Annotated in this window: 16 protein-coding genes; 8 read left to right on the top strand and 8 right to left on the bottom strand. The window is 72.1% G+C overall.

Annotated features, from left to right (window positions below):
• Positions 1–138 precede the first annotated feature (138 nt).
• Complete coding sequence (locus AB0B90_RS14360; RefSeq protein ID WP_350947768.1) at positions 139–1170, top strand: GNAT family N-acetyltransferase; 1032 nt, start codon at positions 139–141, stop codon at positions 1168–1170.
• Between the two features lie 210 nt (positions 1171–1380).
• A complete protein-coding gene (gene add, locus AB0B90_RS14355) occupies positions 1381–2415 on the top strand; it encodes an adenosine deaminase (protein ID WP_362922755.1) in 1035 nt (344 codons plus the stop codon).
• A gap of 39 nt (positions 2416–2454) precedes the next feature.
• Here the strand turns inward: add and AB0B90_RS14350 are convergent, their stop codons facing one another.
• The 7 genes from AB0B90_RS14350 to tkt form a co-directional block, all read right to left on the bottom strand.
• Entirely contained in the window at positions 2455–2592 is a 138-nt protein-coding gene (locus tag AB0B90_RS14350) for a hypothetical protein (protein ID WP_362922753.1), read from the bottom strand.
• Between the two features lie 135 nt (positions 2593–2727).
• Positions 2728–3480 (bottom strand): 6-phosphogluconolactonase, encoded by a 753-nt coding sequence (pgl, locus tag AB0B90_RS14345; protein ID WP_362922751.1) that lies wholly within the window; start codon positions 3478–3480, stop codon positions 2728–2730.
• 57 nt (positions 3481–3537) lie between these two features.
• Positions 3538–4449, bottom strand: a complete 912-nt coding sequence (locus tag AB0B90_RS14340; RefSeq protein WP_350947765.1) for a glucose-6-phosphate dehydrogenase assembly protein OpcA — start codon at positions 4447–4449, stop codon at positions 3538–3540.
• Positions 4450–5973: a glucose-6-phosphate dehydrogenase gene (gene zwf / locus AB0B90_RS14335; RefSeq protein ID WP_350947820.1), complete on the bottom strand. Its 1524-nt coding sequence runs from the start codon at positions 5971–5973 to the stop codon at positions 4450–4452. It abuts the gene before it with no gap.
• Between the two features lie 169 nt (positions 5974–6142).
• Positions 6143–7771 (bottom strand): glucose-6-phosphate isomerase, encoded by a 1629-nt coding sequence (locus AB0B90_RS14330; protein ID WP_350947764.1) that lies wholly within the window; start codon positions 7769–7771, stop codon positions 6143–6145.
• 7 nt (positions 7772–7778) lie between these two features.
• Entirely contained in the window at positions 7779–8882 is a 1104-nt protein-coding gene (tal, locus tag AB0B90_RS14325; RefSeq protein WP_350947763.1) for a transaldolase, read from the bottom strand.
• 2 nt (positions 8883–8884) lie between these two features.
• Positions 8885–10996, bottom strand: a complete 2112-nt coding sequence (tkt, locus tag AB0B90_RS14320; RefSeq protein WP_350947762.1) for a transketolase — start codon at positions 10994–10996, stop codon at positions 8885–8887.
• 302 nt (positions 10997–11298) lie between these two features.
• Here tkt and AB0B90_RS14315 point away from each other — a divergent pair, with 302 nt between their 5' ends.
• On the top strand, positions 11299–12252 hold the full coding sequence (locus tag AB0B90_RS14315; protein ID WP_350947761.1) for a heme o synthase: 954 nt from the start codon (positions 11299–11301) through the stop codon (positions 12250–12252).
• Between the two features lie 346 nt (positions 12253–12598).
• Positions 12599–13861 carry a PrsW family intramembrane metalloprotease gene (locus AB0B90_RS14310; RefSeq protein WP_350947760.1) on the top strand — a complete coding sequence of 421 codons (1263 nt, stop codon included), beginning with the start codon at positions 12599–12601 and terminating at the stop codon, positions 13859–13861.
• A 248-nt stretch (positions 13862–14109) separates the two neighbouring features.
• Here the strand turns inward: AB0B90_RS14310 and AB0B90_RS14305 are convergent, their stop codons facing one another.
• Positions 14110–15114, bottom strand: coding sequence for a COX15/CtaA family protein (locus tag AB0B90_RS14305; protein ID WP_362922748.1), 1005 nt, complete (start codon positions 15112–15114; stop codon positions 14110–14112).
• A 242-nt stretch (positions 15115–15356) separates the two neighbouring features.
• Between AB0B90_RS14305 and AB0B90_RS14300 the strand changes: the two genes are divergently transcribed.
• The 4 genes from AB0B90_RS14300 to AB0B90_RS14285 all read left to right on the top strand — a co-directional run bounded on the left by AB0B90_RS14300 (position 15357) and on the right by AB0B90_RS14285 (position 19599).
• Entirely contained in the window at positions 15357–16601 is a 1245-nt protein-coding gene (locus AB0B90_RS14300; protein WP_362922746.1) for an FAD-dependent oxidoreductase, read from the top strand.
• A 106-nt stretch (positions 16602–16707) separates the two neighbouring features.
• Positions 16708–17187, top strand: a complete 480-nt coding sequence (locus AB0B90_RS14295) for a (2Fe-2S)-binding protein (RefSeq protein WP_362922744.1) — start codon at positions 16708–16710, stop codon at positions 17185–17187.
• Positions 17188–17194: 7 nt separating this feature from the next.
• A complete protein-coding gene (locus AB0B90_RS14290; RefSeq protein WP_362922742.1) occupies positions 17195–18709 on the top strand; it encodes an FAD-dependent oxidoreductase in 1515 nt (504 codons plus the stop codon).
• Complete coding sequence (locus tag AB0B90_RS14285) at positions 18706–19599, top strand: dihydrodipicolinate synthase family protein (RefSeq protein ID WP_350947755.1); 894 nt, start codon at positions 18706–18708, stop codon at positions 19597–19599. Before AB0B90_RS14290 ends, AB0B90_RS14285 begins: the two co-directional genes overlap by 4 nt.
• Positions 19600–19712 lie beyond the last annotated feature (113 nt).

The following is a 19712-nucleotide window of genomic DNA, read 5'->3' as shown; positions in this document are numbered from 1 at the left end:
GTCAACGGAAACCGTTGCAGAAACGCCGTCCGGCCGCGTAATGAGTGATCTTCTCAGACGTAACGATGGGCTCACTCATGTGTAGCAGTCCCGTAACAGCTCCAGGACAGGCTATGCCCTGACGGAAGGGGCATTCTGATGGGGTTTCTGAGGATTCGTACGACCGTTGACGAGAGGCCGGGACGGCTGGCCTCGCTGACCGCCGCGCTCGCCGCCAAGGGCGGCAACATTCTGGGCCTGAGCGTGCAGACCGACGTGGACGGCACGGTCGACGAGTTCGTCACGGACATCCCCGCCGGAGCCGAGGCGGTACGCGAGGCGCTGGAGGCCGCCGGGGGACGGCAGGTCCAGGTCGTCGCCGCCACCGCCCACGAGCTGACCGACGAGCCCACCCGCGTCCTGCTGCTCGCCTCCCGGCTGCGCATGACGCCCTGGCGCCTGCCGGAGCTGCTGGGAGAGCTGCTGCGCGCCGACGACTCCCGCTGGGTCTACGGTGCGGAGATGAGTGATCTTCCGGACCCGACCCTGCTGACCGTGCCCGTGGCTCCGCGCCGCGCGATCAGGGTCCGCAGGGCCGAGCTGCCCTTCACACTGACCGAGGCCGCCCGTGCGGCCTCCTTCGTCCGCCTGGCGCAGCCACCCGTGGAGGAGTCCGGGGCCGACCGCGACATCACGCTCTCCGACGGCGTCGAGGTCAACGTCCGCCCGCTCACCCGCCTCTACCGCGAGGCCGTACGCGACCTGCACGACCGCTGCTCGCCCGAGGCCCGCAGGTTCCGCTACTTCACCTCGGCGCCGGTACTGCCGCCGAAGGTCTTCGAGCGGCTCTGCGACCGGGCCCGGGGGCAGTCGGTCGTCGCCGGACACGACGGCCAGGTCGTCGGTCTCGCCAACCTGATGTTCACCTCCGACCCGGGCACCGCCGAGATGGCGTTCCTGATCGAGGACCGCTGGCAGGGCAGGGGGCTGGGAACGGCTCTGGCGGGAATGCTCGTCCGCCAGGCCCGCGACCTGGGCTTCGCCGAGGTCAGGGCGACGCTGCTGTCCGACAACATCCGCATGCGCAGGCTCCTGATCTCGCTCGGCGCGACCTTGAGCTACACCGAGGACCCCGGCGTGGTGGAAGCCAGGCTGGCCGTGGGCGTGATGGCGACGGCATCCCCGAGCTGAGCCCCATCACGCGACCTTCCCGTTTCGAGATCGCTCAGGGATCCCGAAGCGGGGAGGTCGCACCTTTCGGTTTCTCCGTGGAGCCACAGTCCTCCTCGGGAGAGGTCGGGGTGCGCGGCCTCGACCTCTCCCGGGGAAAAATGACATTTTAGTGTCAGCTTCGTGGTAAATGGCTTTCGTGGCCGGGGGCGGCGTGCGTAGGGTCCCCGCATGACGATCAACACCTTCATCGACGCCCTCCCCAAGGTCGAGCTCCACGTCCACCTGGTCGGCTCCGCCTCCGTGCCCACCGTGCTCGAACTCGCCCGCCGCCACCCCGGCGGCGGCGTCCCCACGGACGAGGAGGAGCTGCGCGCCTTCTACAGGTTCACCGACTTCCCGCACTTCGCCCGCATCTACCAGGCGATCAACGCCCTCGTCCGCGAGCCGGAGGACGTGGCCACCCTGGTGCTCGGCCTCGCCTCCGACCTCGGGGGGCAGAACGGCCGCTATGTCGAGCTGACCGTCACGCCGTACGCGCACCACGTCGTGGGCATGCCGATGCGGGAGGTCACCGAAGCGCTCGACCTCGCCGCCCGCCGCTCCCACGAGGAGCACGGGGTGCGGATGGCGTACGTGTTCGACATCCCCGGCGAGTACGGCGCCGAGGCGGCCCGCGTCACCCTGGACCACGCGCTCGGCGAACCTCCCCAGGCGCTGGTAGGTTTCGGGCTGGCCGGCATCGAACAGGACCGCCCGAAGTATCGGGACGCCTTCGCCGACGCCTTCCGCGCCGCCACCGCCGCCGGGCTGCGCAGCCTGCCGCACGCGGGCGAGATGACCGGCCCGGAGACCATCTGGGAGGCCCTCGACCTCCTGGGCGCCGAGCGGATCGGCCACGGCATCGCCTGCATGGACGATCCCCGCCTCGTCGCCCACCTGCGCGAGACCCGGACCCCCCTGGAGGTCTGCCCCACCTCCAACGTCTGCACCGGCCAGGTCGCCCGCATCGAGGAGCACCCGCTGCCCCGCATGATCGAGGAGGGCCTGTTCGTCACCCTCAACAGCGACGACCCGCCCATGTTCGCCACCACGCTGAGCCGCGAGTATCGCGTCGCCGCCGACCACCTCGGCCTGGACCACGCCACCCTCGCCACCCTGGCCCGCAACGCGGTCGAGGCTTCGTCCATGGATCCGGCGGGCAAGCAGGAGATCCTCGCCGAGATCGACACCGTCGCCGCCCGGCACTCCGAGACGGCACCCTGACAGCCTGCGACGGCCGTCTCGAAGATCGCGATCGTCAGGTCATGCCGATTCGCGATAGACGCGCCGTCGCCGCGCGGCCTGGCGGAGCACGGGTGCCTCGTCCGGCTCGTCGAGTGAGGCGACCAGCTCGTCGAACTGCTCGGCGGGCATCAGCGTGACGTCGGACGGTTCGGACACCATCCCCTCCATTCCGCGGTGTGCGTGCGGCCCTTCCGATGGCCACCGTAGCGGTCATCGCTCGATCGCACACCGTGAGCACGGTGTTCGGCGTGGCCGGATGTGAAGGACCGGGCTCAGCGGGGGAGATACGGCTCAGGGGGAAGGGATCTTGGAGGCGGCGGCTCTGTCCAGCAGGAAGAGGGTGTTCCGGCTGCCTCGGGCGCCGGCCGCGGGGACCTGCATCGTCCCCGAGTCCGACAGCGCGAGCCGTACCGCTTCGGCCTTCTCCTCGCCGGCGGCGATCACCCACACCTCGCGGGCGCCCTGGATCACCGGCAGCGTGAGCGAGATACGGGTGGGCGGGGGCTTGGGGGAGTCGTGCACCGCCACCACGGGTCGGGTGTCGTGCAGGGCGGGCAGGCCGGGGAAGAGCGAGGCGACGTGGCCGTCGGGGCCCATGCCCAGCATCATGAGGTCGAAGGACGGGGCCGGGCCGTGGTCCTCGGGACGGGCGGCCTTGCGAAGCTCCTCGGCGTAGGCCTCGGCCGACTCCTCGGCGGTCATGCCCGAGTCGGGGCCGCGCATCACGTGGACCCGCGCGGGGTCGAGGTCAAGCTGGTCGAGCAGGGCCTCGCGGGCGCCGGTCTCGTTGCGCTCGGGGTCGCCGTCCGGCAGGAAACGCTCGTCGCCCCACCAGATGTCCACGTTGCGCCAGTCGACGGCGTCCCTGGCGGGGGAGGCGGCGATCTCGGCGAGGGTGGCGATGCCGACACTCCCGCCGGTCAGGACCAGGTGGGCCGAGCCCTTGGCCGACTGGGCGTCGACGAGTCGGACGATCACCCGGGCGGCGACGGCCTTGGCGAGCACGTCGGCGTCGCGGTGGGTGATCACAGTGGGAACGCTCACGGGGCTTCTCTTTCGAAAGGAGGCGCCCCGCGGCGATCGCCGCGGGGCGCTCACGGCTCAGGACTTGTGGGTCCGGGCGAGTCGCTGGATCGCCGACGCGTAGATCTCGTCGGGGTCCAGCCGCCGCAGCTCCTCGGCGAGCAGCTCCGACGTCGGGCGCCGGGCCAGGGCGACCCTGCGGTCAGGCTGGCCGGGACGCGACAGCGTGCCCAGCCGGCCGTCGGGGCGGGTGATGGTGATGTCGCCGTCCGCCGCGATCAGCTTGACCATGGTCAGGCCGGGCCCGCTGGAGTCGGAGACCTTCACCGGGGCGTCGAGACGCTCGCCGAGCCAGGCCGCGAGCAGCAGGGCGCTGGCATGGCCGGGTACGGCCTCGATGGCGCCCCGCTTGACCTTGCCCACCGGCTGGTCGAACGCGGCGGCCAGCAGGCTCCGCCACGTCGTCAGCCGGGTCCAGGCAAGGTCGGTGTCGCCGGGCACGTAACCGCGGGCCCTGCCGACGATCGCCTTGACCGGGTCGGCCGCCGACCGCGCGTCGACGATGCGACGCTGGGCCAGCATGCCGATCGGGTCCTTGGACGGCACCTCGGGGCCGTCGGTGGGCCACCAGGCCACCACCGGGGTGTCGGTGAGCAGCAGCGGGCTGACGACCGAGTCGGCGTGCCTGGTCAGCTCCCCGTACAGGCGCAGCAGGATCACCTCGCCCGGGGTCGACTCACCGAACCGGATCTCGGCGTCGAGCCGGTTCGGCTCCTCGGAGTCGCGGGGAATGACGACCAGGATCCGGGAGGGGTGCTCCCTGGCGGCCTCGGTCGCGGCCCGGACCGCGTCGTACTGGTCGCTCTCGCCGCAGACCACCACGAGGGTCAGCACCATGCCGACCGCCGGGGTGCCCATCTGGTGGCGCAGGTGGGTGAGCTGCGAGGAGATCTTCGAGGCGGTCGTGCCGCTGAGCATGAAGCTGGTCATCTACAGCCGCCTCCAGACGCGCCCGTCGCGGGCCATCATCTCGTCGGCCGAGGCCGGCCCCCAGGTGCCCGAGGGATACTCCTCCGGCGGGCCCTGGGAGCTCCAGAAGTCCTCGATCGGGTCGAGGATCTTCCATGACAGCTCGACCTCGCGCTGGTGCGGGAAGAGCGGCGGGTCGCCGATCAGCACGTCCAGCAGCAGCCGTTCGTAGGCCTCGGGGGAGGACTCCATGAACGACTCGCCGTAGGCGAAGTCCATCGAGACGTCCCGCACCTCCATCGCGGTGCCCGGCACCTTGGAGCCGAATCGCACCGTGATGCCCTCGTCCGGCTGAACCCGGATGACCAGTGCGTTCTGCCCCAGGATCTCGGTGTCGTCCTTGCTGAACGGCAGGTGCGGCGCCCGCTGGAACACCACGGCCACCTCGGTGACCCGGCGGCCGAGCCGCTTGCCGGTGCGCAGGTAGAACGGCACCCCGGCCCAGCGCCGGTTGGCGATCTCCAGCTTGATGGCCGCGTAGGTCTCGGTGATCGAGTCGGGCGGGATGCCCTCCTCCTGGGTGTAGCCGATCACCGGCTCGCCGCCCTGCCAGCCGGGCCCGTAGCGGCCGCGCGCGGTGGCCTGGGACAGGTCGGACGGCAGCCGCACCGCCTTGAGGACCTTCTCCTTCTCCCTGCGCAGCGAGTCGGCCCCGAACGACGTCGGATCCTCCATGCCGACCAGGGCGAGCAGCTGCAGCAGGTGGTTCTGGATCACGTCGCGGGCCGCGCCGATGCCGTCGTAGTAACCCGCCCGGCCTCCGATGCCGATGTCCTCGGCCATCGTGATCTGCACGTGGTCGACGTAACCGCGGTTCCAGATCGGCTCGAACAGGTTGTTGGCGAACCGCAGCGCCAGGATGTTCTGGACGGTCTCCTTGCCCAGGTAGTGGTCGATGCGGAACACCGAGCTCTCCGGGAAGACCGCGCTGGTGATCGCGTTGAGCTCCTGGGCGCTTCGCAGGTCGTGCCCGAAGGGCTTCTCGATCACCACCCGGCGCCAGGATCCGGGAGGGCCGTCGGCGAGGCCGGTCCGCTTCAGCTGCTGGACCACGACCGGGAAGAACTTCGGCGGCACCGAGAGGTAGAAGCCGTAGTTGCCGCCGGTGCCCCGGGTCTGGTCGATCTCCTTGAGCATCATCGCCAGCGTGTCGAACGCACCGTCGTCGGTGAACTCGCCACGGCAGAAGAAGATGCCCTCCGACAGCTGCTTCCAGACCTCCTCGCGAAACGGCGTCCGCGCGTGCTCCTTGACCGCGTCGTGGGTCAGCTGCGCGAAGTCCTGGTCCTTCCAGTCGCGGCGGGCGAAGCCGACCAGGGAGAAGCCAGGGGGCAGCAGCCCGCGGTTGGCGAGGTCGTAGATCGCCGGCAGCAGCTTCTTGCGCGCCAGGTCGCCGGTCACACCGAACAGCACCAGCACGCACGGCCCGGCCACGCGCGGCAGGCGCTTGTCGCTGGGGTCGCGCAGCGGGTTGGCCTCGATCATGGCCTCGGTGACACCGGCGGTCGCGACGTCGGTGGCCGTGATGGTCGTGGGCGTGTTGTCCCCCTGCGCGTCCGTCGCGGGGACGACCGTGTCGGCGGCCGACGCCGGGGCGCCGGCCGCGTCGCCCGCCCGGGAGCTCCCCTTGCTCATGCGAACCTCCGGCGATCCATCAGACCTCCCGCGAGGCGGCGAGCAGGCGCGCGACTCCGGCGGCGCGGTCGGTCAGGTGCAGCCGTACGGCGGGACGCCCGCGGCTGGCCAGCGCGCCCAGGTCGCCCAGGGCCTGGGCGAGCTGGAGCCGGCCCAGGGTGTAGGGCTTGCCGGGAACCTCGACGTCCTCCTCGACCGCGCCGGTGATCTGCAGGAACACTCCGTTCTGCGGGCCGCCCTTGTGGTACTGGCCGGTGGAGTGCAGGAAGCGGGGCCCCCAGCCGAAGGTGACCGGGCGGTCGGTGCGGACGGCGAGCAGTCCGCGCAGCGTCGCCGGGTCGGCGCCGCTCCACACGTCCGTCATCTCCTCGAACGAGGCGCCCTCGGCGTAGGGGGCGTCGAAGGCCGCCTCACGGTCGAGGTAGGCCATCACCGCGAGGTAGCCGCGCTCGGGGATCGCCTCCAGCAGCCGGGTGAACACGTCCGACAGGTCCTTGACGTCCTCGGAGCCGGGGAACTCGCCGTACACCTCCACCGGGCCGTCGACCAGGATCGGGGTGCCGACCGGCAGCTCGGCCTGGTCGAGCAGCTTGGCGGTGTTCTCCTTGGACTCGGCCACGTTCGGCTGGTTGAACGGGTCGATGCCGAGGACGCGGCCCGCGACGGCCGTGGCGTACTCCCAGACGAGGAACTGCGCGCCCAGCGGGCCGGCGACGGTCACGACGCCGTCGGTGTCGATCCCGGCGAGCAGCTCGTCGTCGGCGTCACCGGGGTCGGCGCCCACGACGGGCAGGATGCCCTTGCCGGACTTGCCGGTGGACTCGGCGACCAGCTGCTCGATCCAGTCGGGCAGTCCGTTGATCTCCGACAGGCTGTCCTCGATCACGAGCTTGTCGCGCCCGGCCGCGGCCGCGGCGCCCAGGGCCGCGCCGAGGTCGAGGCCGGGGTTGCCCTCGGTCCGCGACAGCAGCGGCGCCACCTCGGCCGCGTCGTCGAGCAACCGCTCGACGTCGGCGCCCGCGAGCGCGCTGGGCACCAGGCCGAACGCGGTCAGGGCGCTGTAGCGGCCGCCCACGTTCGGGTCGGCGAGGATCACCTGGTAGCCCGCCTCGCGGGCGCTCGCCTCCAGGGGCGAGCCGGGGTCGGTGACGACGACGATCCGCTTCGCCGGGTCGATCCCGGCGTCGCGGAAGGCCTTCTCGTAGATCCGCCGGTGGCTGTCGGTCTCGACCGTGCCGCCGCTCTTGCTCGCGACGACCAGGATCGTGCTCTCCAGCCGGTCCTCGAGCGCCCGGCGCACCTGGCCGGGGTCGGTGGTGTCGAGAACGGTGAGGGGCACGTCGGCGGAGGTGGTGATGACCTCGGGCGCGAGGGAGGAGCCGCCCATGCCGGCCAGGACCACGTGGTCCAGGCCCTCGGCGCGGGCCCGCTCCACCAGCGCGCCGATCTCGGGAAGCAGCTGCCTGCTCGTCAGCGGGAGGTTGAGCCAGCCGAGCCGGATCGCCGCCTCGGCCTCGGCCTCGGGACCCCACAGGGTGGGGTCGCCGGAGGCGAGGGCCTGGGGGACCCCCTCGGCGGCGAGCTGTCCTGCCGTCTCCGCGGCCTGCTCGGTGAAGTCGTCCTCGCTGAACGTCACGGACACTGACATATGGTCCTCACGCCTTCTTCAGCTCGGAGGAGACGGTCTCCAGCAGCTCTTTCCAGGAGGCCTCGAACTTGCTCAGGCCGTCCTCCTCCAGGAAGCGCACGACATCGTCGTAGTCGATGCCGGCGTCCTTGAGCGCCGCCATGGTGTTCCAGGAGTCCTCGTAGGAGGAGCGGACCGTGTCGCCGGTGATGTTGCCGTGGTCGCCCGTGGCGTCCAGGGTCTTCTCCGGCATCGTGTTGACCGTGCCGGAGGTGACCAGCTCGTCGACGTAGAGGGTGTCGGGGTAGTCGGGGTTCTTCGTCCCGGTGGAGGCCCACAGCGGACGCTGGGCCCGCGCACCGGCCGCGGCGAGCGCCTGCCAGCGCGAGGACGCGACGACCTCCTCGAAGGCGGCGAAGGCGAGGCGGGCGTTGGCGACCGCGGCCTTGCCCTTCAGCGCGAGCGCCTCGGGGGTGCCGATCTTGTCCAGGCGCTTGTCGATCTCGCCGTCCACGCGACTGACGAAGAACGAGGCGACCGACTCGATGGCCGACAGGTCCAGGCCGGCCTCCTTGGCCTTCTCCAGACCGGTCAGCCAGGCGTCCATCACGGCGCGGTAGCGCTCAAGGGAGAAGATCAGCGTGACGTTGACGCTGATGCCCTCGGAGATCGCCTGCGTGATGGCGGGCAGACCCTCGACGGTGGCGGGGATCTTGATGAACAGGTTGGGCCGGTCGACCATCCACCACAGCGCGCGCGCCTCGGCGACGGTCTTGTCGGTCTCCCTGGACAGGCGGGGGTCGACCTCGATCGACACCCGGCCGTCCACCTGGCCGGTGGCGTCGTAGACCGGCCGCAGCACGTCGGCGGCCCAGCGGATGTCGTAGGTGGTGATCGCCCGCACGGCCTCCTCCACGTCGACGCCGCGGATCTTCAGGTCGTGCAGCTGGCCGTCGTAGGCGTCGCCCTTGCTCAGCGCCGACGCGAAGATCGTCGGGTTGGAGGTGACACCGACCACGTGCTTGTCGTTGATCAGGGACTGCAGGTTGCCCGTGCGCAGGCGCTCGCGGCTGATGTCGTCCAGCCAGATGGAGACACCCTGCTCGGAGAGCTTCTTCAGGATCTCACTCATGATCAGTTTCCCGTCGTCTCGCCCTTGTCGGCTCCGGTCTTGGCGAGGCTCGCCTTGGCGGCGGCGGCCACGCGCTCGGCGGTCAGGCCGAACTGCTCGTAGAGGGTCTTGTAGGGGGCCGAGGCACCGAAGTGCTCCAGGCTCACCACCGCGCCCTCGTCTCCCACGAACTCCCGCCAGCCCAGCGCGATTCCCGCCTCGACCGCCACGCGCGCGCGCACCGCCGTGGGCAGCACCGTCTGCCGGTAGGCCGCGTCCTGGGCCTGGAACCACTCCACGCACGGCATCGACACGACCCGGGTGGCGATGCCCTCCGCCTCGAGGAGCTCGCGGGCCTCGACGGCGAGCTCGACCTCGGAGCCGGTACCGATCAGGATCACCGAGGGCTGCCCGTTGGAGGCGTCCCGCAGGACGTAGCCGCCGCGGGCGACCTTGTCCGCGTCGCGGGTGCCCTCGTAGACCGGAAGGTTCTGGCGGGTGAGCGCGAGCGCGGCCGGGCGGTCGTTGTGCTCCAGCACGACCTGCCAGGCGGCGGCCGTCTCGTTGGCGTCGGCCGGGCGGACCACGTCGAGACCGGGGATGGCGCGCAGCGCCCACAGGTGCTCGACGGGCTGGTGCGTCGGGCCGTCCTCGCCCAGGCCGATGGAGTCGTGCGTCCACACGTAGGTGACCGGCAGCTTCATCAGCGCGGCCAGCCGCACGGCCGGGCGCATGTAGTCGCTGAACACCAGGAACGTGCCACCGTAGGGGCGGGTGCCGCCGTGCAGCGCGATGCCGTTGAGAATCGCGCCCATGCCGTGCTCGCGGATGCCGAAGTGCAGCGTGCGGCCGTAGGGGCCGCCGGGGAAGTCCTTGGTCTGGAACTCCTCGGGGATGAAGGACGGCTCGCCCTTCATCGTGGTGTTGTTGGACTCGGCGAGGTCGGCCGAGCCGCCCCACAGCTCGGGCAGCACCGGCGCGAGGGCGCTGAGCACCTCACCGGAGGCCTTGCGGGTGGCGACGGAGGAGCCGATCTCGAAGGTCGGCAGCGCCCCGGTCCAGTCGGCGGGAAGCCGTCGCGCGGAGATGCGGTCGAACTCGGCGGCGCGCTCGGGGTTGGCCTCGCGCCAGCTCTGGTAGAGCTTGTCCCACTCCGCCCGCGCGGCCCGGCCGCGCTCGACGACCTCGCGGGCGTGCTCCAGGACCTCGGAGGGGACGTCGAAGCTCTTCTCGACGTCGAAGCCCATGACCTTCTTGGTGGCGGCGACCTCGTCGGCGCCCAGCGCCGAGCCGTGGATCTTGCCGGTGTTCTGCTTGTTGGGCGCGGGCCAGCCGATGATCGTGCGCAGCCGGATGAACGACGGCCTGCCGGTCTCGGCGCGGGCGGCCTCCAGGGCCTCGTACAGCGCTTGGACGTCCTCGACGTACTCGCCCGTCCGCGTCCAGTCGACCGTCTGGGTGTGCCACCCGTACGCCTCGTAGCGCGCGACGATGTCCTCGCTCAGCGCGATCTGGGTGTCGTCCTCGATCGAGATGTGGTTGCTGTCGAAGACGACGGTGAGGTTGCCCAGCCTCTGGTGGGCGGCGAGTGCGCTCACCTCGTGGCTGACGCCCTCCTCGATGTCACCCTCGGAGGCGATGCACCAGATGTTGTGGTCGAACGGGCTCGCGCCCGGAGCGGCGTCCGGGTCGAACAGGCCGCGCTCGCGGCGGGCGGCCATCGCCATGCCGACCGCGTTGCCCAGGCCCTGGCCGAGCGGGCCCGTGGTGGTCTCGACGCCGACGGTGTGGCCGTGCTCGGGGTGGCCGGGCGTGAGGCTCTCCCACTGGCGGAGCCCCTTGATGTCGTCCAGGCTCAGGCCGTAGCCGGAGAGGAAGAGCTGGATGTAGAGGGTCAGGCTGCTGTGACCAGCCGAAAGGACGAAGCGGTCACGGCCCGCCCACGAGGGGTCTGACGGGTCATGTCGCATCACCTGCTGGAACAGCAGGTAAGCGGCCGGCGCCAGGCTCATCGCGGTGCCGGGGTGACCCGATCCCGCCTTCTCTACCGCGTCCATGGCCAGGGTGCGTACGACGTCGACCGCGCGGCGGTCCAGGTCGCTCCATTCGAGGGCTGGCACGAGTTCAGTGCTCAAGTGCTCGATCTCCGGATCTAATCGTGTGATGGTGGCGCCGGTCTGGTATTTCCCGCCCACACCGGACCCTAACGGGTTCGACCTGGCTACCGGGGCGTAGGTCGGCCCGAGGCGGGTCCGGGGGTCGGCAGGCGGCGCGCCTCCCCCGCGGGGAGTCCCCTCGCGCCGCTTCCGCACCCCGTGCCGGGACCGGCCTCCCCTGCAACTACAGTGAGTCCTCAGGGCCGGCTGGTGCCCGCATTCACGGATCCGCTCTAATCAGAGGTTACGCGTTGACCCCGCACGTGCTGGAAGCACCTTAGATGGTGCTCACCGACAAGCAATCGACGGCCCCGCCCGAGGCGGGCACGGCCACCGAGGCCGCGCCGCGCTCCTTCGGCGACGTCGTGAAGGCCTACGTCGCCCTCACGAAGCCGCGGATCATCGAGCTGCTGCTGATCACGACGCTGCCGGTGATGTTCCTGGCCGCCAAGGGGCTGCCGCCGCTGTGGATCGCGGTCAACACCCTGGTGTTCGGCACCCTGTCGGCCGGCAGCGCGAACGCGCTGAACTGCTACATCGACCGCGACATCGACGCCGCCATGCGCCGCACCCGGCGCCGCCCGCTCGCCCGCGACCTGGTGCCGCCGACGAACGCGCTGATCTTCGGGCTCATCCTCGGCGTGGTGTCCACCGTTGGGCTCGGCCTGGCGGTGAACTGGCTCGCCGCCGGCCTGTCGCTGGCCGCGAACCTGTTCTACGTGCTCGTCTACTCGATGATCCTCAAGCGCCGGACCTCGCAGAACGTGGTGTGGGGAGGCCTCGCCGGCTGCATGCCCGTGCTGATCGGCTGGGCGGGTGTCACCGGCCGCCTCGACTGGGCCCCCGTGGTGCTCTTCGGCGTGGTGTTCTTCTGGACGCCGCCGCACACCTGGACCCTCGCGATGCGCTACCGGGAGGACTACGCGGCGGCGAAGGTGCCCATGCTCCCCGTGGTCGCCACCGAGCGCCGCGTGGTGCTGGAGAGCATCGTCTACACCTGGGCCACGGTGTTGTGCTCGCTGCTGCTGTGGCCGGTGGCCGGGACCACCCTTCTCTACCCCGCGGTGGCCGTCGTCCTCGGCGCCGCCTGCCTGTGGGAGGTCCACCGCCTCCTGGCCCGGGTCAACGCGGGCAAGACCGGTGTCGACCTGCGCCCGATGCGCTTCTTCCACTGGTCCAACGCCTATCTGGCGCTGCTCTTCCTGGCCGTCGCCATCGACTCGATGCTCGTCTGAGACCCGGATCGTCTCGCGCGGTCTCCTCGGACGGTGCCCGTTTCCGTGCCCCGGCGACGGGGGAGACGTCTCCCGGGGGAAGATGTTCTCTTGACCGGCCTGGGGTGGGCCTGACCGTGGGGAGGGTGTTTCGTGGTCTTCGGTAAATCCCGGGAGCCTGATTCCGGTTCCGGCCGCGAGCGCGGCTCATCGCCCGGCACGGTCCACGGATTCGAGTTTCCCGTCCGGCCTCGTCCGTTTCTTGGCGGGGGGCGGCCGAGGGGTGGCGGGGCGAGGTGTGGCAACCTTCGGCCGATAATCTCCCGATTCGAGTCGTGGGGTGGACACCAAGGGTTACGGTGGCCACATGGCCGGCCGTGACCCCCGCTGGGTGCTCAGGGACCGTCCGTCGGTCGGACTGATCGTCGGGCTCGTCCTCACCGGGGTGTGCGCCCTGGTGTCGTTCTCCTTCGACGTGCTGAACGGCGATCCGGTCTACTTCTTCATCGCCCTGTGCCTCGCGCTGGCGCCCGTCCCGGTGCTGCTGGCCGCGGTGCTGGCGCTCGACCGCATCGAGCCCGAGCCGCGCGGCAACCTGATCTTCGCGTTCGCCTGGGGCGCGGGGGTCGCGGTCCTGGTCGCCGGAGTGATCAACTCCTTCAACCTCGTCTACATCGAGAACACCGTCCAGCTGGGCTACGACTACGCGCGCAACATCGCCGCCACCTTCGGCGCGCCCGTGGTCGAGGAGACGATGAAGGGCCTGGTCCTGCTGGGCCTGCTCAGGTTCAGGCGCGCCGAGCTGGACGGGCCCACCGACGGCATCATCTACGCCAGCATGGTCGGCCTCGGCTTCGCCATGAGCGAGAACGTCAGCTACTACGTGGCCGCGCTCAACGAGCTGGGCGCACAGGGCCTGGCGGTGACCGTGGTGCTGCGCGGCGTCCTCTCGCCGTTCGCCCACCCGCTGTTCACCTCCATGATCGGTGTCGCGGTGGCCTACGCGGCGCAGCGCCGGGGGCCCGGGCGGCTCTTCGTCATCGCGGCCGGGTGGGTCGGCGCGATGCTGCTGCACGGCATCTGGAACGGCTTCGTCTCCTACGCCGGCCTCGGCGGCCTGGCCGTCGCCTACCTGCTGCTGATGGTCGTGCTGTTCGTGCTGATCTGGATCATCTTCCGCGACCGCAAGCGCATCATCGGGCTCATCCAGACCTACCTGCCCGCCTACTGGGCGACGGGGCTGGTGTCCGCGGGCGACGTGGTGATGCTCTCCTCCCTGCAGGGGCGCCGCCACGCCCGGCAGTGGGCCAAGCAGCACGGGGGCAGGACGGCTCTGCGGGCGATGAGCGACTACCAGCTCGCGGCCACCGAGCTCGGTCTGCTCCACGAGCGGGCCAGGGGCCACGTGATCGACGAGCCCACCTTCAACGAGGAGCAGCGGGCGCTGCTGGAGTGCATGGCCGGTGCCCGCGCCCAGTTTTCCGGGCCGCCCGTCACGGGGAACGCTCCGGCCGGCCACGCCTCCGGCCCGTCCTACCCGCAGGACGGCCCTCCTCATCCGCAGGGTGGCCTCCCCGGTCATCCTCAGGGGGGTCCCGGTCGCCCGCCGCCGGGCGGGCCGTTCCACTAGTTCCACCGGGCTGGTTCCACCGGGCGTGTTCGCACCCGCGACATCCGTCCTGTCGTCGCGGGTCGGTGGCCGCGTCCGATCCGGTGTGGAGGATCCCTTTCCCGCACCGGATCGGAGCGCGGGGCCGGGCCTCGGACCGGCTCGGACGCGGGCGCGCGTCACGGTCGGCTCATGCGCGGGGAGATGGGGGACGCGGCCCTCGTCCGCGGGGGCGCGTCACGTCCGCGTCACGTCCGCGTCACAGGGCCTCAGACGCGGACGGCGTCGAGCTCGCCGGTGATCGCCTCCGAGGCGTCCCGCGGCCCGGGTGAGCCGGTCGCGAAGACCACCCGCAGCGTGCAGACCCAGACCAGGGTCGCGCCGAGCACGTGCAGGTTGACCAGGGCCGCGGGCACGCCCAGGAAGTACTGGACGTATCCGATGACCCCCTGCGCGGCCTCCACGCCCAGCAGCGTCCACGCGGCCCGCCGGGCGTACCCGGGCGCGTCGGTGATGTGCAGCGCGAACGCCAGCGCGAAGGTGAGGCCGATCACCACGTAGGCGACGTCGGCGTGGATCCTCGCCACGGTCTCGATGTCGAAGCCGAACCTGGAGGCCATCTCGTCGCCCGAGTGCGGCCCGGTGCCGGTCACCACCACGCCCACCACGAGCAGGGTGAACACGGCGGCGACGAGCCCGAAGACGAGCGTGCGGACATGGCGGTGGATCCGCTGCCGGGGTGGGGAGCCGTCGCCCGGGCTCTCGCTGCGGCCGGTGCGGGCGTACAGCGCGTACGCCGCGGCGATCATGCCGACGGAGGCGAGGAAGTGCACGCTCACGGTGACCGGGTTGAGCGCGCTGCGCACGACCAGGCCGCCCCAGAGTCCCTGGAAGGCCACGCCGATCGGCTGCAGCCAGGCCAGCCTCACCAGGTCGGGGCGGCGGGCCGGTAGCCGCAGGGCGGCGATCAGGCAGGCGACGCCGACCGCGAGCACCAGGAAGGTGAGCAGCCGGTTGCCGAACTCGATCGCCATGTTCAGCGGTGAGATCTCGTCGTGGGCCACCGGGATGAAGCTCTCCGGCGTGCACCGTGGCCAGGTGGGACAGCCCAGGCCGGATCCGCTGACCCGCACCGCGGCGCCCGTCACCGTGATCCCGACGTTGACGACGACCGCCGCCAGCGCCCAGCGGCGCAGGGTGAGGAAGGTCGGCGGCCCCACGATTCGCGCCGATCCGGCGGCATACCGGCGAGCCTGGTCAAGGAGGTGGTTCACGGCTCACATGCTAGGCGGCGAGGGGGGTGGTCCCACCGTGGCCCCCGGCGGACCCCGGCGGACCCCGGGTGGCGGCCACCGGGCGCGAGGCGCGTACCACGGGACGGCGTGCCGTACGCCCCTGAGGGTAGAGGTGGGCTTGAGCCGAAGTTTTGCGCGTGATGTCCGTTTAGGTGTATTGATCCGTTTAAAGGTATGTGACATAGTACTGACGGGCCCGAGGTGCGGGAACGAGGTGAGAGATGCCGGACGTCGTGGTCGTCGGTGCCGGGGTCGTGGGGGCCGCCTGCGCCTACTACGCCGCCCGCGCGGGCCTGGACGTCGTGGTCGTCGACCGGGGGGCGGTGGCGGGCGGTACGACCGGTGCGGGCGAGGGCAACATCCTGGTCTCCGACAAGGAGCCGGGACCCGAACTCGACCTGGCACTGCTCTCCAACCGGCTCTGGCGTGACCTGGCGGGGGCCGCGCCAGAGGGCGGGGCCCGAAACGGCGCGCCGGGGGACGAGCGCGTCGACGCCGGACCGGGCGGTGCGGGAGCGGGCGTCGTGGACCGGCCCGTCACGGGCGGCGGGTTCGAGTTCGAGGCCAAGGGCGGCCTGGTGGTGGCCGAGACGGACGAGATCCTGGCGGCGCTCACCGACCTGGCCGGAAAACAGGGGGTCGAGCACGTCGCCGTCGCCGCGGGGGAACTCGGCGACTACGAGCCCCACCTGGCGAAAGGGCTCGCCGGTGGCGTGTTCTACCCGCAGGACGCCCAGGTCCAGCCCATGCTGGCGGCGGCCTCCCTCATCCGGAGAGGCGCGGAACGGTTCGGCCGCGGCGCCCTGATGCTGCGCACGGGCGTCACGGTGACGGGCTTCGTCACGGGCGGCGACCGGATCGCCGGGGTCACCACCGACCACGGTGACATCCTCGCCGGAGCCGTCGTCAACGCCGCGGGCACCTGGGGCGGCGAACTCGCCGCGCTCGCCGGCGCGCACGTCCCGATCCTGCCCAGGCGCGGCTTCGTCCTGGTCACCGAGCCGCTCGCCGGGCCGTTGATCAGGCACAAGGTCTACACCGCCGCCTACGTCACCGCGGTGGCCAGCGACTCGGAGGGGCTCCAGACGTCCGCCGTCGTGGAGAGCACCCCGGCGGGGCCCGTGCTCATCGGCGCCAGCCGCGAGCGGGTCGGCTTCGACCGCACGATGTCGGTCCCGGTGCTCGAACGTCTCGCCCGTCAGGCCGTGGAGCTGTTCCCCGCCCTGGCGGCATACCGGGTGATCCGCGCCTACTGCGGTTTCCGCCCCTACTGCCCGGACCATCTCCCGGTGATCGGGGAGGATCCCCGAGTTCGGGGGCTCTACCACGCCTGCGGTCACGAGGGGGCGGGCATCGGCCTGGCCCCGGCCACCGGCCACCTGATCGCCCAGCTCCTGATCGGCCTCGGCCCCGACCTGGACCTCACCCCCTTCCGCCCCGACCGCTTCACCCGGGAGGCGTCTTGACCTGCTCCCCGAGCCTGGACCGGAACCCGAGCCGAGGTCCGGAGCCGGAGCGGAGCCCGAACCCGAACCGGAGCCACCACCGGGATCCCTCCCACGGAGGTGCCCGATGAGGGATCCGTACCGTCTGGTGGGGGCGCGGCCCGAGCCGGAGTTCGAGATCAGCGTGGACGGGGTTCCCGTCCCGGTGATCCCCGGCCAGAGCCTCGGCGCCGCCATGCACGGCGCGGGCATCCGCTCCTGGCGCACCACCAGGTTCGCCGGGCGAGCGCGCGGGCTGTTCTGCGGCATCGGGGTCTGTTTCGACTGCCTGGTCACGGTGAACGGAACCCCCTCCCTGCGCGCCTGCCTGACCGAGGCGCTCCCGGGAGACCGGGTGACCACCGGCGGTCCTCCATCGCCGTCCCAGGGCGCGCAGGAGGCCCCGCGAGACCCCGGGCAAGAAGCCGGAGCCGGACCGGGGGAGCGGGCGTACGCTCCGGATGCGGACGTCTCCCATGATTCCGGCACCTCCGGCACAGAGGAGGACATCCCGGGCGCGCACCCTTCTCGTGCTCCCGGCGTCTCCGACACGCGGAGGGAGGGATGAGCGGCCGATGACGCGGATTCACGATCTCGCCGTGATCGGTGCCGGTCCCGCCGGGGTCGCGGGCGCGCTCACCGCGGCCCTCTCAGGGCTGGACGTCGTACTGGTCGACGGGGCCGCCAGGCCGGGCGGCCAGTACTTCCGGCGCCCCGCCGAGGGCTTCCGCGCCGAGCGGCCCGGCGCGCTGCACCGCGGGCTCGACAGGTTCACCCGCCAGTGGGAGACGCTTCGCGAGCGCGCCGAGGTGCTCCTGCGCCACCGGGTCTGGGCGGTCGAGCGCGCGGACGGCGCGATCACCGTACGGTGCCTGGAGGGAGACCGCGAGGAGCGGCCCCGCACGGTGACCGCGCGAGGGTTGCTGATCGCCACCGGCGCGTACGACCGGCCGCTGCCGTTCCCCGGCTGGGACCTGCCGGGGGTGCTCACCGCGGGCGGCGCGCAGGCACTGCTCAAGGGCGACCTGGTCGGTGCGGGAAGCAGGGTCGTGGTCGCCGGTACCGGCCCGTTCCTGCTGCCCGTCGCCGCGGGCCTGGCGGACGCCGGGGCGCGGGTGCTCGGCGTCCACGAGGCGAACGGCGGGTTCGGGCTCGCCAGGCACCCGCTGCTCGCCGCGGGCCGGGTGGGGGAGGCCCTCGGGTACGGGGCGCGCCTGGCCCGCCACCGGATCCCGTACCGCCGCCGCGAGGCGGTGGTCGCCGCGCACGGCGACACCGCGCTGACCCACGTCACGGTGGCGAGCCTGGACGGCGACTGGCGGCCGACGGCGACGAGGACCGTCGAGTGCGACACCCTCGCCTGCGGCTACGGATTCGTCCCCCAGCTCGACCTGCCGGTCCAGCTGGACTGCGCCACCCGCCGCGACCCCGACGGCAGCCCGGTCGTCGCGGTGGACGCGGGCATGCGCACCAGCGTGCCCGGCGTCTACGCGGCGGGGGAGTCCACCGGTGTCGGCGGGGCCGTGCTCGCCGAGGTGGAGGGACGCGTCGCGGGCCGGTCCGCCGCCGCCGACCTGGGCCGCCCGGTTCCTCCGGATCCGGCCCTGACCCGGCGCGCGGCCAGGCTCTCCGCCTTCGCGTACGCCCTGCAGGAGGCCTACCCGGTACGGGCCGGCTGGCAGGACTGGCTCCGCGACGACACCCTCGTGTGCCGCTGCGAGGAGGTGCCCCTGTCGGCCGTACGCCGGGCACAGGCCATGGGGGCCGCCGACGCGCGCTCCGTCAAGCTTCTCGCGCGCCCGGGGATGGGGTGGTGCCAGGGCAGGATGTGCGGCTACGCGGTCGCGTGCCTCGCCGGGGAGGACCCCGCGCCGCCCCGGCGCCCGATCGCCCAGCCCGTCAGGCTCGGCGACCTCGCCGCGGCGACGTCCGCCTCCCCCGGCCGAGGGGAGGCCCTGCCGGCTCCGGAGGAGGCGGAGAGCTTGGCGGAGACGGGCGCACCGGAGGTTCTCCCGCGTCCGGCACATGCGGAACCTCCGCCGGTCCCGGCGGCGGATCGGCCCGAACCCCCTCGGAAGGACGAACGATGACGACCCCCGCGAAGCCCTGGCACGGTGTGACGGTGGCCACCGCGCTGCCCCTGGGCGAGGACCTCTCCGTCGATCTGGACGGCTACGCCGAGCACTGCCGGTGGCTGGTCGCCTCCGGGTGCGACGGCGTCGTGCCGAACGGATCGCTGGGCGAGTACCAGACGCTCACCTCCCGGGAGCGGGCGTCGGTCGTGGAGACCGCGGTCGCCGCCGTGGGCGGCGACCGCGTCATGCCGGGTGTCGCGGCCTACGGCGCCCTGGAGGCCCGCCGCTGGGCCGAGCAGGCGGGTGAGGCCGGGTGCCGCGCGGTGATGCTGCTCCCGCCGAACGCCTACCGCGCCGACGACAGGACCGTGGTGGAGCACTACCGCGAGGTGGCCGCGGCCGGTCTGCCGGTGGTGGCCTACAACAACCCCTTCGACACCAGGGTGGACCTCACCCCCCGGTTGCTGGCCACCCTGCACGCCGAGGGCCTGATCGTCGGGGTGAAGGAGTTCAGTGGTGACGTCCGGCGGATCTACGAGATCGCCGAGCTCGCCCCCGGGCTGGACGTGCTGGCCGGGGCCGACGACGTACTGCTGGAGCTGGTCACCGCCGGGGCGGTCGGCTGGGTGGCCGGATTCCCCAACGCGCTGCCCGAGTCGACCGTCGCCCTGTACCGGGCGGCGGCCGCGGGGGACACGGCCACCGCGCTTCCGCTCTACCGCGCGCTGCACCCGCTGCTTCGCTGGGACTCCAGACCGGTGTTCGTCCAGGCGATCAAGCTCTCCATGGACCTGGCCGGCCGCCGCGGTGGCCCGTGCCGCCCGCCCAGGCTCGCCCTGGTGCCCGAACAGGAGGCCGCCGTACGCGCCGCGACGGAGAAGGCCCTCGCCGAGGGACTGCGTTAGTGGGCCGTCCCCGAACGTCGCCCCGGTATCGCCGCCCGGTGACCGGCTCCCGCAGGATCTGCCCTCCCCCGGCAAGGTCGTGTGACGGTCCGGTGGGGCGCCCCCACATCCCT

The organism is Streptosporangium sp. NPDC049078 (assembly GCF_040648855.1).
Lineage (GTDB): Bacteria > Actinomycetota > Actinomycetes > Streptosporangiales > Streptosporangiaceae > Streptosporangium.
This window is presented reverse-complemented; position numbering and strand designations above follow the sequence as displayed.

What these genes read in the sequence shown, in the direction of transcription:
- tal (WP_350947763.1), bottom strand. Translation starts at nt 8,882, where the DNA reads ATGAGTGAGATCCTGAAGAAGCTCTCCGAGCAGGGTGTCTCCATCTGG.
- AB0B90_RS14295 (WP_362922744.1), top strand. Translation starts at nt 16,708, where the DNA reads ATGAGGGATCCGTACCGTCTGGTGGGGGCGCGGCCCGAGCCGGAGTTC.
- add (WP_362922755.1), top strand. Translation starts at nt 1,381, where the DNA reads ATGACGATCAACACCTTCATCGACGCCCTCCCCAAGGTCGAGCTCCAC.
- AB0B90_RS14290 (WP_362922742.1), top strand. Translation starts at nt 17,195, where the DNA reads ATGACGCGGATTCACGATCTCGCCGTGATCGGTGCCGGTCCCGCCGGG.
- zwf (WP_350947820.1), bottom strand. Translation starts at nt 5,973, where the DNA reads ATGATCGAGGCCAACCCGCTGCGCGACCCCAGCGACAAGCGCCTGCCG.
- AB0B90_RS14340 (WP_350947765.1), bottom strand. Translation starts at nt 4,449, where the DNA reads ATGACCAGCTTCATGCTCAGCGGCACGACCGCCTCGAAGATCTCCTCG.
- AB0B90_RS14315 (WP_350947761.1), top strand. Translation starts at nt 11,299, where the DNA reads ATGGTGCTCACCGACAAGCAATCGACGGCCCCGCCCGAGGCGGGCACG.
- AB0B90_RS14330 (WP_350947764.1), bottom strand. Translation starts at nt 7,771, where the DNA reads ATGTCAGTGTCCGTGACGTTCAGCGAGGACGACTTCACCGAGCAGGCC.
- AB0B90_RS14360 (WP_350947768.1), top strand. Translation starts at nt 139, where the DNA reads ATGGGGTTTCTGAGGATTCGTACGACCGTTGACGAGAGGCCGGGACGG.
- AB0B90_RS14285 (WP_350947755.1), top strand. Translation starts at nt 18,706, where the DNA reads ATGACGACCCCCGCGAAGCCCTGGCACGGTGTGACGGTGGCCACCGCG.
- AB0B90_RS14300 (WP_362922746.1), top strand. Translation starts at nt 15,357, where the DNA reads ATGCCGGACGTCGTGGTCGTCGGTGCCGGGGTCGTGGGGGCCGCCTGC.
- AB0B90_RS14310 (WP_350947760.1), top strand. Translation starts at nt 12,599, where the DNA reads ATGGCCGGCCGTGACCCCCGCTGGGTGCTCAGGGACCGTCCGTCGGTC.